The following is a 15733-nucleotide window of genomic DNA, read 5'->3' as shown; positions in this document are numbered from 1 at the left end:
CTGCCAATTTTTTTTAAAAAAAATCTCAATAATGGTAAAAATCAACTTAAAGTAGACGATAAGTATAGATATTTTTAATTTTAAAGTTACGAATTCGATTCACAATAGGTTTCAATAACAACATAATACCGTTAAAAACGGTGGCTGAAGCGAAAAGCAAAAATAACAGCAGGTTTACACAAATTGGTAATAGATTTTCGCTTATATCTTTTTGGTATAACTCTTGCGTATTTATGGTTAATGTTGAAATGGTACGATTAGCGTCATAATCAACATTCGAAACAAATCCCGACACCGTGACATGATCTGCATGAACGATAGATTGTGGATCTTCACTCTGACCCGATTGAGAAGTTGTATTTTCTTTTAAACCATGTAGAAGAAAATAGTTTGAGGAACTGGCTAAATGAAAAGAGGTATCGACACTTTGAATTAATGCTTCAATACATCTATCGGCTTTATTTTTAATAGGTACTTCACATGTCACATCTAAAAAATTTAATTTCACTACATCACCCGACTTGATGTCGCTAGTAACTAATTTTGATGGATCATCAAAAAACCAACTTTTAGAATCGTGATTGTATTGATGATAAGCAAATAATAAATTGTCACTCACCTTTGCGTGATTATTGATAGCATAAAGGTAGAACATGCCAGCTAAAAAAAGCCATAAATTACGTCCCCAAAATTTTGGTGGCCCAAATTGTTCAACCTCTTTAGTAACCGACATATCGTAGCCATAATGGACAATTTTTTTACTGTCAACATCAACATCTAAATCAACATCAAAAGCGCTATTTTCAGGGATAAATGATTGCCAATTTTTGGGATACTTTAATTTCAAACCATGGCCAATTATAATCTCATTAGATTTAACAATTTTTTTATCTATTTTTCCTTTTATTTGATTAATAAATCGCACGTTAGCTTTATTTTTTGGTTTACGAAAATAAAAGTAAATAGCAACCAGCAAATTCACGGTAAACCAAAACAGATCGTTTAATTCTTTTGTCTCCCAAAAACGATTAAAATAGCTTACGACAAAAGAACAAAAAAATACCGTGAGTATTCCTTTATTTAATTTGTTACGGGAAGCTGATTCTTGAGATGTTTCTTTTCGAACTGATAAAATTTCGTAACCCAATTTTTTACTGAGTTTAGCGTTTGGCCTTACTGTATGAATAGCATTTTCATCGAAGTTTTCGTCTTTGGAGTATTTTGAAACGCCGCTCTGCCAATATACCGAACTTTGTTTATCATTTTTTTCATCAGCCAAATAGGTCGCATATAATGCTGAACCTATTTGGTGATCATTGACCTTAACCGCAATAGCGAAATTTTGCGTAAGCGCAATTTCAACTTCGTTATAATCAGTAAGGTAACGATCCATATTGAAAGGAAATACAACATCAATATTTTGGATTTTATAGGAACAAGTGTTTTCGGTATGCGAAAATTTAGTTTGTTTGACACAACTACCGGATATTAACATCACTTCTCGAGAAACTAATGATGACTTTTTTTTCCCAGAAGATTGGTTCATCGATAAATAGGTTTCTAAACCATCTCTTTCCTGTTTAGTTAACATTCTAAAAGGTTTGAGGTCAGTAAAACTACCGGCTATTAGCTTATTTTTATATTTATTTATTCTAAATTTTTTTATTGGATAAGAAATAATAGAATAAATAAATGAAATAATTAATTGAATTATCGTCAAAAAAACAATAAATGGCATTAAAACTTATTCCTTATAAGTCTTATTTTATAATAAAGTAAAAATTTAACTTTTAATTATAATTAATGATTGACTGTTTTTTCACTCCGGGATAGACCGATAATTCCGGAACGCACAATTTCAACAATATTACACGTTTCACGAATTGAGGCTAAAAACGAGTCTAACTTTTCGCTCGTTCCTGATAACTGTACGATGTAATGAGTAGCAGTTACATCGACTATCGAGCCTCGAAAAATATCAGCACAGCGTTTTACTTCATCACGCGCATCAGAACCTTTCGCCGCTACTTTAACCAGCATGATTTCACGCTCAACGTGAGGACCTTCGGTTAAATCATTCACTCGATAAACATTGACCAGCTTATGCAGTTGTTTTTGGATCTGCTCAATTACATGCTCATCCCCCGTTGTTTGAATCGTCATACGACTCATGGTTGGATCTTCGGTTTGTGCGGTAGTAATCGATTCAATGTTGAATCCACGTTGTGAAAATAAACCAATGATTCGTGACAAAGCACCCGGTTCGTTTTCTGTTAAAATTGATAGTATATAACGCATTAGGTTCTCTCCGTTTTACTTAGCCACATTTCATTCATTGCTCCGCCACGAATTTGCATTGGGTAAACATGTTCTGTCGCATCCGTCATGACATCAATAAAGACTAAACGATTTTTTATCGAAAGTGCTTCTTTAAGTTTCGGTTCCAGATCTTCACGTTTATCAATCCTCATACCTACATGACCATAAGCTTCGGCAATTTTTGCAAAATCGGGGAGTGACTCCATATAAGATGAAGAGTGACGACCAGCATAAATCATATCTTGCCACTGTTTAACCATCCCTAAAAAGCGATTGTTAAGATTTAATACAATCACTGGCAAGCCATATTGCAATGCGGTTGACAGCTCTTGAATATTCATCTGAATACTTCCATCACCAGTCACACAAACCACATGCTTTTTAGGAAATGCGAGTTTGATACCTAATGCCGCTGGCAAACCAAATCCCATAGTACCCAGTCCACCTGAGGTAATAAAGTGACGCGGTTTGTCAAATGGATAATAAAGTGCCGTAAACATTTGATGTTGACCAACATCGGTAGCAATATATGCGTCACCTTTGGTTAATTTATATAAAACTTCAATGGCTTCTTGTGGCTTAATACTTTTACCTTTGTGACTGTATGCTAAACATTTGCGCGCACGCCAATGGTCAATTTGCTTCCACCAATCGATTAGCGCATCTAAATCACGATCAACATTAATTTCATTGAGTTGAGTTAACATTGTCTCAAGTACTTTTTTAGCATCGCCAACTACCGGAATTGCAGCGGATACTGTTTTAGATATTGACGTTGGATCAATATCAATATGAATAATTTTTGCTTTGGGACAATATTTTTCAACATTATTAGTCGTTCTATCATCAAAGCGAGCACCGACAGCAAAAATCACATCTGCGTTATGCATGGCCATATTGGCTTCATAGACACCATGCATACCAATCATACCTAAATATTTTTTATCAGTTCCTGGAAAAGCACTAATTCCCATCAAGGTTGAAGCAACTGGAAGATTTAATTTATCAGCTAAAGATTTAACCGCTTCGCTAGCATTGGCACTAATTACACCGCCACCTATATATAAAACCGGTTTTTTAGCTGATAATAATGTAGTTAATGCTTTTTTGATTTGTCCTTTATGCCCTTGAATGGTTGGATTGTAAGAGCGCATTGAGACTGATTGTGGATAGCTATAGTTATATTTATTTGCCGGATTAACAATATCTTTTGGCAAATCAATCACAACTGGACCGGGCCTACCTGTTGAGGCAATATAAAATGCTTTTTTTATCGTTTCGGGAATATCTTTGCTATCCTTTATTAAGAAGCTATGTTTAACAATCGGACGAGAGATCCCAACCATATCACACTCTTGGAAAGCATCATTACCAATTAAATTACTGGCGACTTGACCAGATAAGATAACTAAAGGCACAGAATCCATATAAGCAGTAGCAATACCGGTAATAGTATTCGTTGCACCAGGACCAGAGGTAACCAAAACGACACCGACATCTCCAGTTGATCTGGCATAACCATCAGCCATATGCACAGCAGCTTGTTCATGACGGACTAAAATATGCTCAATTCCACCTAGGGTATGAATGGCATCATAAATATCTAGAACACTGCCTCCTGGGTAACCAAAAATTTGCTTAACTCCCTGATCAATCAAGGATTGAATGACCATTTCTGCGCCTGACAATTTTGCCATGGTTGTTGCCTCCATTTATAACTATTTTGTCATTTTTTCCCCATTTTGCATGAACTAATACAGAAAATCAATAAAGTCAACAATATAAGTTAACTTATTCTCAATTTTGGGTACTAGTACTCATTTTTGAAAGAAATAACTTGTAAAAGTTTATTTTATCTATTTTAATGCAATAATAGTGAGAAATTAATCGATCGACTAATTGATTAATTTTGAATTATTAAAGGCGTTTTCGCTTTTGTTTACGCTCTTTTATATATGTATATTAGGGCTCATTATAATTGAAAGGTGTGTTTAATGGCCAATTCTTATTACAAACAAACCTCCCTATCTGATTGGCAATTAGTCAAAGTATCAGGTATGGATAACCGTACATTTTTACAGGGACAAGTAACCGCTGACCTTAATCGTATTAACGAAAACTCAGCATCATTTGCAGCACATTGTGATGCAAAAGGACGTATGTGGAGTAATTTTATATTATTCCAACGAGGTGAAGATATATTCTATATCTTACGTAAAAGTGTTGCCGAAAGACAAATTAGTGAATTGAAAAAAACAGCAGTTTTTTCTAAAGTAACTATAGAGCCCGTTCTGGATTTAAATCTAGTCGGATTGGAAGATGATGCAATAGATCCTTCTGTGATCTCAGCATTGGGCGATCACAATTGTGTCACTATTGATGGTGTTACGTATCTTAAACTCACTTCGCCTAAGTTGCGGGTGATAAAAGTATCGTCTGAACCATGTGATTTACAACCATCTGATCGCTGGTTACAACTTGAATTAGAAGCAGGTCACGCTATTATTGATGCTCCTAATATTGAAAGTCTGCTTCCTCAAGCTTGTAATTTACAACATTTTAAAGCGATAAGCTTTGATAAAGGTTGTTATTGTGGGCAAGAGATGGTAGCTAGAGCGCAATTCCGCGGTGCAAATAATCGAGGGCTTTATCTATTAAAAGGTCATAGTAAAGCATTACCGGAAATCGGTGATAAACTTGAATATGAACTTGAAGGAAACTGGCGTGAAGGTGGTCAGGTCTTAGCGGCATTAAAAGTTGGGCAAAATGATGAAATTTATGTTCAAGTAGTGTTAGCAAATGGTCTTGATAGTGAAACAAAATTCAGAGTCAAAGGCCAACCTGATAGTGAATTAAATTTATAATTTAATATCGATCAAGCAGGAATAGTTTTATAATTATTCCTGCTTTTTAATATCTTAATTTCCTAACTCTTGATGAACAATTTCAACAAAATATTGTGCACCAGTTATTAACAGCTCATCATTGAAATTATACGACGGATTATGAAGATTCGCGCCCTCTCCCGCACCAATTTTGATATAAACGCCCGGCACTTTTTGCAACATAAAAGCAAAATCTTCTGACCCCATTGTTGGTGGTGAATCAATCACAATTTTATCATTACCCACAAGTTTTTGGGCAACTTTAATTGCTATATCCGCTTGTTTAGCATGATTGATAGTTGCTGGGTAACGGCGTTGATAATCAACTTCGGCTTTAGTACAAAACGTTAAAGCGGTTCCAGTTGAAATATGTTTGATTCTTTCTTCTGCCAAATCTTGATCTTCAGCACTCAATGCCCTAACTGTTCCACGAATCACCGCATGTTGCGGTAGCACATTCCAAGTATCACCACTATGAATCTGTGTCACACTAATGACCAACGAATCAGTTGGATTTAAATTACGGCTGACAATTGTTTGCAAGCTATTGACAATATTAGTAGCGGTTAAAATGGTATCTCTACCTAAATGTGGTGCAGCAGCATGTGAACCAACACCAGTAATTTTAATTTCAAAAACATCATAAGATGCCATTACTGGACCATGATTAATTAAAAAATGGTTTAACGCTAAATTAGGTTGATTATGCATACCATAAACAGCTTCGATAGGAAATTTTTCAAATAGACCATTTTCCACCATCACTCGACCACCGCCTTCGTTTTCTTCAGCGGGTTGGAAGACCACCACCACCGTACCAGAAAAATCACGATTAGCACTTAAATATTTTGCTGCACCTAACAATGTTGCAGTATGACCATCATGCCCACAAGCATGCATTTTACCGTGAATTTTTGAACAGTAGCCAATTTTGTTTTCTTCAACGATATCCAACGCATCAATATCTGCACGTAAAGCAATAGTACGACCTTTATTCTTACCATGAATAACCCCTACTACACCAGTTGGCGCAAAATCGGTATACAGTTCATTGATTCCAAACGATTTTAGCTTTTCGATAATAAACTGGGTTGTTTGCTTCTCTTCGAATGCAGTTTCAGGGTGAGAATGAATATGATGACGCCATTCAATCATCTCATCTTTTAATGCAGCAATGCTTTTCGCGGTAGTACTAGTCATTGATTATTCCTTACATTTAGCTATAAATCTGAAAAGGCTTTATTCGCACTATAATCTTAATTTGAATAAAGTAAAAATAACTAATTCTTTTATCGTTATCTTTTTTAGTTATAAGCAAAGTAGAGCGGTAGATTTAGGTGAATAGCGAAATAGATAGTAATTAAAAAACAATCAAGATCACAAACTGAAAATGATTAAATAACCAGATAGCAACAGAAAAGGACCAAAGGCGATCATGTCATGCATAGTTTGCTTATATTTTGCCAAAATAAAAAAAAGTATGCCTGACAATGATGCCATAATTAACAATAATGGAATTAATTGATAAGGTAGCCAAGCACCCAAAGCCGCGACAAGCTTAATATCCCCACCACCTAAACCGGCTCGTTTTGTTAGGCAAAAATAACAGACAGCAGGTAATTTAAGCATTAAATAACCACAAAAAACCCCCGTTAAGGCGTCGCTGATGGTTAACGAATTTAGATCAAAATAAGCCATCATCAACCCAGCCCACATCAACGGTTGTGTAAAAAAATCAGGCAGTAAAAAATAGCGAAAATCAATCAGTGCTAAAAGCAAAAAATAGCTCGCAAGTAGCATTAATAATATACTTTGAAAATTGAGATCTTTGTTCAAATATATTAGTAAAAATAATCCCGCTACAGCCAATTCAAAAAATGGATAGCAAAAAGCGATCTTTTGCTGACAAAAATAACATCGCCTTTTTAATATTAACCATGATAGCACTGGAATTAACTGCCAAGCAGAAAGTGAGTGTTGACAATGTGGGCACGAAGAACGAGGAAACGTGATAGCAACTAAATAATCAAACAAAGATTGTGAAGGCGAATATCGCCAATAAGCAACTTGCAAAAAACTACCGACCGCAAGTCCAACACAAAAAACTACGACAGCCATTAATGAATCACATCTCCCATTTGAAATACGGGTAAATACATCGAAATCACTAATCCTCCAATTATCAATGCTAAAAATAGCATCAAAATCGGCTCAAATGCTTTGACTAAATTATCGGTTAAGGTTTGATTTTGTTGTTGATAGTAGAGGGACAAGTTATTAAGCATAACATCTAATGAGCCTGACTCTTCGCCAGCATGAACTAGCTGTACACAAAGTTTAGGAAAATAGGACGATAGCATTTGACTAAAGGCATTACCTTGTTCAATACCGTTAATTATTTTATTGATAATGTCACGATAATAACTATTTCCTGTAGTATTTGCCGAAGCACTAAGTCCTGTTAGTAATGGAATACCTGCTTGCTGAGTGATTGCTAATGTGTGGAAAATCTGCATTAAGCATTGTGATTGAATCACTTGCCCCAATAACGGCAATGCTAATTTTTGCCGATCAATCGTGAGTTGATAGCGGACTTTAAAAAAACGCTGGAATAAAAAGTAACCTAGCGACGGCACTAATAATATGAGTACACCATTTTGCTGAACCTTATTAGCAATATCAATCACTAGCTGGGTAAAATAAGGTAATTGAGCATCAAAACTTTGATAAATGTCGGCGAATTTTGGTAATACAATAAACATCATCACGATAATAACTACTACTGACACTGACAATAAAAAAAGCGGATAACGCATTGCCTTTCTAATCTGTCTTTGTAATTGCAATGATTTTTCAAGATGCGCGGTTAGTTGTTCAAAACTGTGATCAAGTTGTCCGGTTAATTCACCAATAGCAATAATTTCACAATAAAGCGCAGGAAATACCGAATGATATTGTTTTAAAACAGATGACAGTGATTCACCTTTGGCGATTTGCTGACTAATGTCTGATAACAAATACTGCCATTGAGGTTTAGGCTGATCATCAAGAAGTAATCTCAAACTATCAACAATCGATAATCCAGCCTTTAACATAGTGGCTAACTGTTTTGTGATAATTAGCAGATCGCTAGGATTAAAACTTTTTTTAGTAATAATATTTCCGGCACGAATTTTAATCGCGATTTGCCCTTGCAATAAAAGCTGTCTTTTCACATCTTGCTTTGATGTGGCAATAATCTTATTTTGATAAAAATTAATGTCATACCAAAAATAGATCCGCTTCATACACTATCACCCTATGACTACTTCACCTAAAACCCGATTTAATTCAGCCAAAGTAGTGATACCTTGTTGTACTAATTTAAAGCCAGCTTGCAGTAATGTGACTCTATTTTGGGGTGAGATTGGTTGATTAGTTATAATCTGTTGTTGCACTTCTGGGGTCACCATTAACAGTTCATATACACCTACTCGTCCTAAATAACCACCAACACACTTGTCACACCCCATGGCGATAAAGTGTGGTGAAGGTTGATTATCAATTAGGGTTAGTTCACTAGCAACGACTTTGCAATGTTGGCAAAGCTTTCTCACCAACCGTTGAGCGATAACCAATTTCAAACTGGACGATAAAAGATAATTTTTGATGCCCATTTGATTTAACCGAACTATTGCTTCAACACTCGAATTAGTATGCAAAGTGGATAATACTAAATGGCCTGTTTGAGCTGCTTGAATGGCAATTTCGGCAGTTTCATGGTCACGAATTTCGCCAATCATCATCACGTCTGGATCTTGGCGCAATAAAGCGCGTAATATCACCGAAAAAGTTAGGCCGGCTTTATGATTAATCGCGGTTTGATTAATACCTTCTAAAGGAATTTCGATCGGATCTTCAACACTACAAATATTACATTCAGCTTTATTTAGATGCTTTAACGCACTATATAAAGTCATAGTTTTACCACTGCCGGTTGGGCCAGTAACCAAAATCAACCCTTGCGGATAATCTAAAATCTGTTTAAGTGTGAGAAGATCTTGTTCGGTTAATCCTAAATCATTAATGGTTAGCTCAGATTCATGATTATCCATAACCCGCAATACAATCTTTTCACCGTTGATCACCGGCAAGGTAGCAATTCGCATTGCATAGTTATTAATTACCAATTGACCATCTTGCGGTAAGCGGTGTTCAGCAATATTTAAATTAGCCATAATTTTTAATCGGGCGGTGATCTGCTTAGCAAGGCTAAGTGGTGGCATTAGCCTATTTTGCAAAACGCCATCAATTCTCATGCGTATTCGATAATAATTTTGATAAGGCTCGAAATGAATATCAGATGCTCGCTTATCCAGTGCTGATAATAATAGCTTATCGAGACTTTCAACCAATTGATTTTCTTGCATCATAATTTATTGAAATTTAAAAATATCTTCACAAGCCGTTTTTAAACTGTTATCAACAGGATTGGTGACACAGGTACGTGACCAATCTAAATTGCCTAACGATGAGTTCAACTTAGGTGTTAAAGTTGTGGTTAAGCTAGATAACGCGCTCTTACCGACAATAGTAATCACGCCATTAGTAACATTGATCGAAGTAACATAGTTAGTCGATCTTGTCGTGGGCACACCATTTGCTCCAGCATTACATTTATTTAATGCGCCCTGCTCAATAGCACAAATTTCAATCGCTGTTTTATAGGCTGTCATTGATTGAAGCATATCGGTTAAAGCGGCCTTTTTGACATAACTTTGATAGGCTGGCAAACCGATAGCTGTTAAAATGGCGACTACCACAATGGCGATCATTAACTCAAATAAAGTAAATCCAGACTGCTTGTACATAAATTCCTCTAAAGATTAATCAATTGATAGATAGAGTGACTTTATAGCAAACTGAAAAAATGAAATAATAACCAGATAAAAGATTTGGAAGTTAAAATACAAATTGATTACCACAATCAACATTGTATTAATCAAAGTTGTGAACAAGATCGCAATACACACTATTGGAGCCATAATGACCTTGAAAGTGTTAAAAATAGTTGATGGTTGGATAAGCAATATCAAACAGGTCAAATCGCCGTATTATAATGATCGCACTGACCCCATCACATTATTAGTTATTCATAATATTAGCCTGCCACCCAACCAATATGGCGGGCCTTATGTTGAACAACTTTTTACCGGTAAGCTCGATCCGAATCAGCACCCTTATTTTGCCGATATCTATAAACTACAAGTATCAAGTCACCTATTTATAAGACGCGATGGCGAAATTATTCAATTTGTGCCATTTAATAAACGTGCTTGGCATGCAGGTAAATCAGTATTTGAAGGTAAAGAAAACTGCAACGACTTCTCAATTGGCATAGAAATGGAAGGATGTGATACCGACAACTTTACCGAAGCACAATACCAGCAACTTGCCAACGTTACCATACTATTACAACAAACCTACCCAATCAAAAATATAACCGGACATAGTGACATCGCCCCAGATCGCAAAACCGATCCTGGTCCTTATTTTGATTGGAATTATTATCAAACACTGATTAATATGAAAACAATTTCAATACAACTGAACCTAATTAAAGATGAACTGCAAAACCTTAACTTATGGCAACCCTCACCCCCTGAGGCAGAAGCTTTTTTAAGTGAGCAGCCATTTGCACTCGACACCATGCAACCGCATGAATGGTTACAGTGGATCTTTATTCCGCGCATACAGGCGTTAATCGATGCTAACAGCGAAATACCAAAATTTGCTCTTCACCCATATTTTGAAGAGGCATTCAAACAGCAAGAAATAGAGGTAGATGATTTATTAGCGCTAATTAAACAACTTGATGAATTAACCACCACTCGGTCAACAGATGAATAATCGAAAAGAGAGACAGCCACAACCGTGGCTGTAAAATTGAAAAATTAATTGTTCATTCTGCGGTATTCATTAACCGCTTGTTGATGATTACTATAATTGCTACTAAATGTATGGCCACCAGTACCATTAGCAACAAAGAATAGATAATTCGTTTTAGCTGGATGTGCTGCTGCTTCAAGTGATGCTAAACTTGGCATAGCAATTGGTGTTGGTGGTAGCCCCTCAATCACATAAGTATTATAAGGATTATTGGTATCAGTCAAATCAACACGCCTAATCGTACCCGTATAATTATCCCCTAACCCATAAATAATGGTGGGATCGGTTTGCAACTTCATATTTGCTTTTAAACGATTAACAAAAACCGAAGCAACATTAGCACGTTCAGAGCTTATGCCTGTTTCTTTCTCAATAATCGAGGCAATAATCAGCAACTCATAAGGTGTTTTATAAGGCAGATCTTTATCGCGATTATCCCACACTTTTTGTAGATTGTTTTTCATAGTCAAATGGGCGCGCTTAAGAATATTAATATCTAAACTATCTGCGGTATATTGATATGTATCTGGTGATAACCAACCTTCCAATTTTCCATCATCAATGCCCAATATCTTCGCAATCTCATCATGTGACTTACCGGTCAATGTTTGCTTGATATAAGGCGTATTACTAAGCACATTTAACCAATCCTTAGCACGCTTACCTTCAACAAATTGCACAAAAAAACTGCTCTCTTTACCCGACACCAACAACTTTAAAAACTCATCAACAGTCATATGAGGATGTAATTGATAAGTTCCCGCTTTAATTGAACTTAAAGAGGGATTGAGTTTATACAAATAAGGCAACAAATACGCTTGTTGCATTAAATCACTCTCTTTAACTTGCTCAACTAATTGATGCAAAGAAGTGCCTTTTTTCAACACAAACATCTGATTATCAGCCGTGACATTCATATGTTGCTTAGAAAATTGTTGTAAATAATAATAACCAATAGCTAATGAACCACCGACGAGTAAAACTACCGTCAGTAACGTATACAAAATAAATTTTTTAATCATAACCTAGTCTTTATAACGAATTTTTGCGCGTGAAGTTAAGCGCGTTAATAACTCATAAGCACTCATTCCCGTGTGCTTAGCGATTTGTTCAACCGGCAACTCCTTGCCCCAAAAAATGACTTCGTCGCCGGGTTTATCCTGGCAGTGTTGTCCTAAATTGACCACAATCATATCCATAGAAACACGACCAACAATCGGTACCAAGCGACCATTAATACTCACGGGTGTATTTTCTGGAATATCGCGCGGATAACCATCACCATATCCCATCGCCACAACCCCTAGTACAGTGTCACTTTCACTTGTCCAAGTTTGACCATAACCAACTGATTGTCCTTTTTCGTGCTTACGTACTGCGATTAATTCAGATTTGAGCGTCATAGCGGGTTGTAAATCAGCGACCGCATCAGAAAATGGCGAAACCCCATATAACGCAATACCAACTCGAATCATATCAAGATGAGAATCAGGCCAAGCAAGCAAACCACCTGATGCTGCAATCGATTGTTGACAGCCATTAACCGAACGAGCAAATTCATTAAAACGTGCTATTTGGGTATTGGTTTGTGATGAACCTAACTCATCTGCACTACTAAAATGGCTAATAATATTGATCGGCTGGCGAACAGCTTTACAGCTAGCTAAACGATGAAACTCGTTTATTGCTTCATCCAAATGAAAACCTAAACGGTGCATACCGGTGTCAATCTTAAACCAAACTGTGATCTCATTTGCAAAAGGGATCGTATTTAAAACATCGATTTGCCAACTTGAATGGATAACTGGTTGCAAATTAAAATCAAGCAAATCGTTAATATCATCATGCGGAAAAAAACCTTCCAAAAGCACGATAGGACCACGAATACCAACTTGACGCAAAGCTATTGCTTCTGAAACTCGTGCAACACCAAAACAATCAACTTTACCATCCAATAACTGAGCAACCCCTTCCATGCCATGGCCATAAGCATTCGCTTTAACCACTGCCATTAAAGTACAGTTTGGAGATTTTTGTTTAAAAAATTCAACATTGTGTAAAATTGATTTACGATTAACTTCTACAACAGCGATAGACATTTTGCATAACCTAACTTATATATTGAATGGTTATTGTAAAATTTGTTATCGATAATCACAAATAAAAAATCGGCAATTTACGTGATTTTGTTGTTAAAAATGTGACAAAGTTAAAAAATCCACACTGATCCTCAAAGTTAATACAATTCGAATTAATTTAATTATTTACATCTATAATAATAATGATTATCATTTGCATCGTTTTATCAATATAAAGTTATACAAAAAGAGAAGTTTTATGACCCCAAAATTACATTATGTTGCAATATTAACCATCTGTTTTTGTGCAGATAGTTATGCAGAAGAAAAAAAAGGCAATCCACAAGATACCATTATCGTTACCGCTGATCGGAATGAAAAGACAGTATGGGATAGCTCAGTATCTGTTAATGCAGTCAACCGTGACGAAATTGAAAAACTCAATGGCGATTCTGTGGTTGAAGCACTGCGTGATATTCCAGGCGTTGAAATTACCGATAACGCACTAGCAGGACGCAAACAAATCATGATTCGTGGTGAAGCCCCTTCGCGTATTTTAATGTTAATTGATGGTCAAGAAGTGACTTATCACCGTTCCGGACACGGTTCAAGTGCTGGTGTATTAATCGACATGGAATCAGTTGAACGCATCGAAGTGATTAAAGGGCCTCACTCAGTATTATATGGCTCGCAAGCGATTGGTGGTGTCGTTAACTTTATAACCCGTAAAGGAAGTAAAGATGGAAAACCACTAACCGGAGATGCCAAATTAATCTATAACCAATCGACCAATGGCTTTACCGAAATGGGCACGGTAAACGGCACGATTGATGAAATATTTGATTACCGAATCAGTGGAACCTACTCTGAAAATAATGATCGCAAAGCCTATCAAGGCAAACTGCATGATACCGACTTTGATAATAACAGCATAAGCTCATGGTTTGGACTCAACCTTGATAAACACAAATTTGGTATATCATTAGATCGTTATAAACTGAATACCAAAACTTATACGGACGAAAATAAAAAACAACCAGCACTTAAAGAATTTTGGGTAAAAATACCGGAACTGAAACGAGAAAAAGTTGGATTTTTCTATGATTATGATGTTGAAGGCGATTTCTTAAAGAAACTTCATTATGATGCTTACTCCCAAAAAATAAATCGTCAATTTAGAAACCATATTGTTATGGTGCCATTAACGAACAACACTGCAACCAATGACGAACAAAAAACCTATGGTATGACATTCCAATCAGATATGCAGCCACATAAAGATATGCAACTGATTACTGGTATACAGTATCAACAAGACAATGTAGACCAAGATTCACACAATGTCATGATATCAAGAGTAAGAAGAAATACACAACACAAAGACTCAACTAACAAATGGCAACAATCTAGTATTGCGCTATTTGGACAAAATGATTGGGCAATAACCGATGATATCTCTTGGAATCTTGGTGCCCGCCAATATTGGGTCGAATCAAAACTAAAAAAAGGTAATACGACCATTAACATAATTCCAGTTAGGGGTCCAACAACATCTAGCCACAGTATCGATAGAAAAAAGAAAACTCATGATAACAATTTTGTTGTATCGTCAGGAGTAACTTACTCTGGAATTGAAAATACTCAATTAAGAGCCTCTTTTGCTCAAGGATATGTTTACCCTACCCTTTCTCATCTTTATGCGGTTACTTCAGCGGGCGGACAAACTAGTTATGGAAACTCTAATCTAAAAGCTGAAAAATCCAATAACTACGAAATTGGTTTACGCTATAACAATAACAAATTAATAGTTGATGGAGCTATCTACTTCTCAGATGCTAAAGATTACATCACCCAAATGAACTGTAATGGTTCGTCGATATGTAATGGCGCATTGGGAAGTACTAATGCTTACTATATCAATGCCAACAAAGCCAAAACCCATGGCTTAGAATTAAGTGTTGAATACCTAGACCTTCCGGTGAATCCTTATCTAAAAGGGAATTACCTAAGCCGTAAAATCGAAACAGATACCTACAGCACTCGTGACACCGGCAACCCACGCTTTACAGGAAGTGCAGGGATAAAACATACAGCTTATTTTGATAAATTTGATATTGATTCAGACCTATTTATGCGATTTGCCACCAACGCAACAAAACGCGGTGATTCATCTGTTTATCACTACAGCGGATGGTCAACATTAAACTTATCAACCACAACCTCATTTGGCGCTAATCGCCAGTACCATATTGGGTTAGACCTCAATAATATCTTAAACAGAAACTACACCACAGCTTACGAATCGATACCAGCTGCTAAATTCCACGCTATCATTAGCGCCAGTATGAAATTCTAGCGATATAGCAAGGCAAAAGAATCCTTACGCCTAAAAAAATCCGCCCTAGTTGGGGCGGATGGTTTATCTTCGACATCAAGCTCTGCGTAAAAAATGCTGACCTTATTTATAACCTTTTTTCTATCAGCGGATTTGATAAATCGTATCCGATAGTGCCATCAGGCACA

The 15733-nt window shown here is 36.3% G+C and carries 13 protein-coding genes and 1 pseudogene; 4 read left to right on the top strand and 10 right to left on the bottom strand.

The genetic code is table 11. From position 1 onward, the window contains the following. Positions 1-46: 46 nt before the first annotated feature. The 3 genes from A9G07_RS02635 to ilvI form a co-directional block, all read right to left on the bottom strand. A complete protein-coding gene (locus A9G07_RS02635; protein ID WP_065733913.1) occupies positions 47-1738 on the bottom strand; it encodes an IgaA/UmoB family intracellular growth attenuator in 1692 nt (563 codons plus the stop codon). Positions 1739-1800: 62 nt separating this feature from the next. Further along, complete coding sequence (gene ilvN, locus A9G07_RS02630) at positions 1801-2298, bottom strand: acetolactate synthase small subunit (protein WP_065563307.1); 498 nt, start codon at positions 2296-2298, stop codon at positions 1801-1803. Further along, entirely contained in the window at positions 2298-4016 is a 1719-nt protein-coding gene (gene ilvI / locus A9G07_RS02625) for an acetolactate synthase 3 large subunit (protein WP_065733912.1), read from the bottom strand. The genes ilvN and ilvI overlap by 1 nt, the downstream gene beginning before the upstream one ends. A gap of 297 nt (positions 4017-4313) precedes the next feature. Here ilvI and ygfZ point away from each other — a divergent pair, with 297 nt between their 5' ends. Beyond that, positions 4314-5183, top strand: a complete 870-nt coding sequence (gene ygfZ, locus A9G07_RS02620) for a tRNA-modifying protein YgfZ (protein WP_065733911.1) — start codon at positions 4314-4316, stop codon at positions 5181-5183. Between the two features lie 54 nt (positions 5184-5237). On the opposite strand, the gene A9G07_RS02615 is transcribed toward ygfZ, so the two are convergent. The 5 genes from A9G07_RS02615 to ppdD form a co-directional block, all read right to left on the bottom strand. Then, complete coding sequence (locus A9G07_RS02615; protein ID WP_065733910.1) at positions 5238-6404, bottom strand: M20 aminoacylase family protein; 1167 nt, start codon at positions 6402-6404, stop codon at positions 5238-5240. Between the two features lie 177 nt (positions 6405-6581). Further along, a complete protein-coding gene (locus A9G07_RS02610) occupies positions 6582-7322 on the bottom strand; it encodes a prepilin peptidase (protein ID WP_065733909.1) in 741 nt (246 codons plus the stop codon). Beyond that, entirely contained in the window at positions 7322-8491 is a 1170-nt protein-coding gene (gene hofC / locus A9G07_RS02605; protein ID WP_065733908.1) for a protein transport protein HofC, read from the bottom strand. The genes A9G07_RS02610 and hofC overlap by 1 nt, the downstream gene beginning before the upstream one ends. Before the next feature lie 6 nt (positions 8492-8497). Further along, positions 8498-9616 (bottom strand): ATPase, T2SS/T4P/T4SS family, encoded by a 1119-nt coding sequence (locus A9G07_RS02600; RefSeq protein WP_081303324.1) that lies wholly within the window; start codon positions 9614-9616, stop codon positions 8498-8500. A 3-nt stretch (positions 9617-9619) separates the two neighbouring features. After that, the gene (gene ppdD / locus A9G07_RS02595; protein WP_065733906.1) at positions 9620-10054 is read right to left on the bottom strand and encodes a prepilin peptidase-dependent pilin; all 435 of its coding nucleotides are present in this window, start codon (positions 10052-10054) and stop codon (positions 9620-9622) included. A gap of 175 nt (positions 10055-10229) precedes the next feature. On the opposite strand from ppdD, the pseudogene ampD reads away from it, so the two are divergent. Both ampD and A9G07_RS12160 read left to right on the top strand, forming a co-directional pair. Further along, positions 10230-10766 (top strand): annotated as a pseudogene (ampD, locus tag A9G07_RS12165) (1,6-anhydro-N-acetylmuramyl-L-alanine amidase AmpD); the annotation flags it as partial. Positions 10767-10769: 3 nt separating this feature from the next. Continuing rightward, positions 10770-11093 carry a YqcC family protein gene (locus A9G07_RS12160; protein ID WP_416379946.1) on the top strand — a complete coding sequence of 108 codons (324 nt, stop codon included), beginning with the start codon at positions 10770-10772 and terminating at the stop codon, positions 11091-11093. A 44-nt stretch (positions 11094-11137) separates the two neighbouring features. Here A9G07_RS12160 and mltG read toward each other — a convergent pair whose 3' ends face one another. Further along, positions 11138-12151, bottom strand: a complete 1014-nt coding sequence (mltG, locus tag A9G07_RS02585) for an endolytic transglycosylase MltG (protein WP_416379945.1) — start codon at positions 12149-12151, stop codon at positions 11138-11140. A gap of 6 nt (positions 12152-12157) precedes the next feature. Further along, positions 12158-13231 carry an alanine racemase gene (gene alr / locus A9G07_RS02580; protein ID WP_065733904.1) on the bottom strand — a complete coding sequence of 358 codons (1074 nt, stop codon included), beginning with the start codon at positions 13229-13231 and terminating at the stop codon, positions 12158-12160. A gap of 238 nt (positions 13232-13469) precedes the next feature. Here alr and A9G07_RS02575 point away from each other — a divergent pair, with 238 nt between their 5' ends. After that, positions 13470-15566 (top strand): TonB-dependent receptor, encoded by a 2097-nt coding sequence (locus A9G07_RS02575; RefSeq protein WP_065733903.1) that lies wholly within the window; start codon positions 13470-13472, stop codon positions 15564-15566. The last annotated feature ends 167 nt before the right edge of the window (positions 15567-15733 follow it).

Origin of the sequence: Gilliamella sp. wkB72 (assembly GCF_001693745.1) — a bacterium.
GTDB lineage: Bacteria > Pseudomonadota > Gammaproteobacteria > Enterobacterales > Orbaceae > Gilliamella > Gilliamella apicola_E.
Note: the sequence above shows the minus strand (reverse complement) of the source record. Positions and strands in the feature narration are given on the sequence as shown.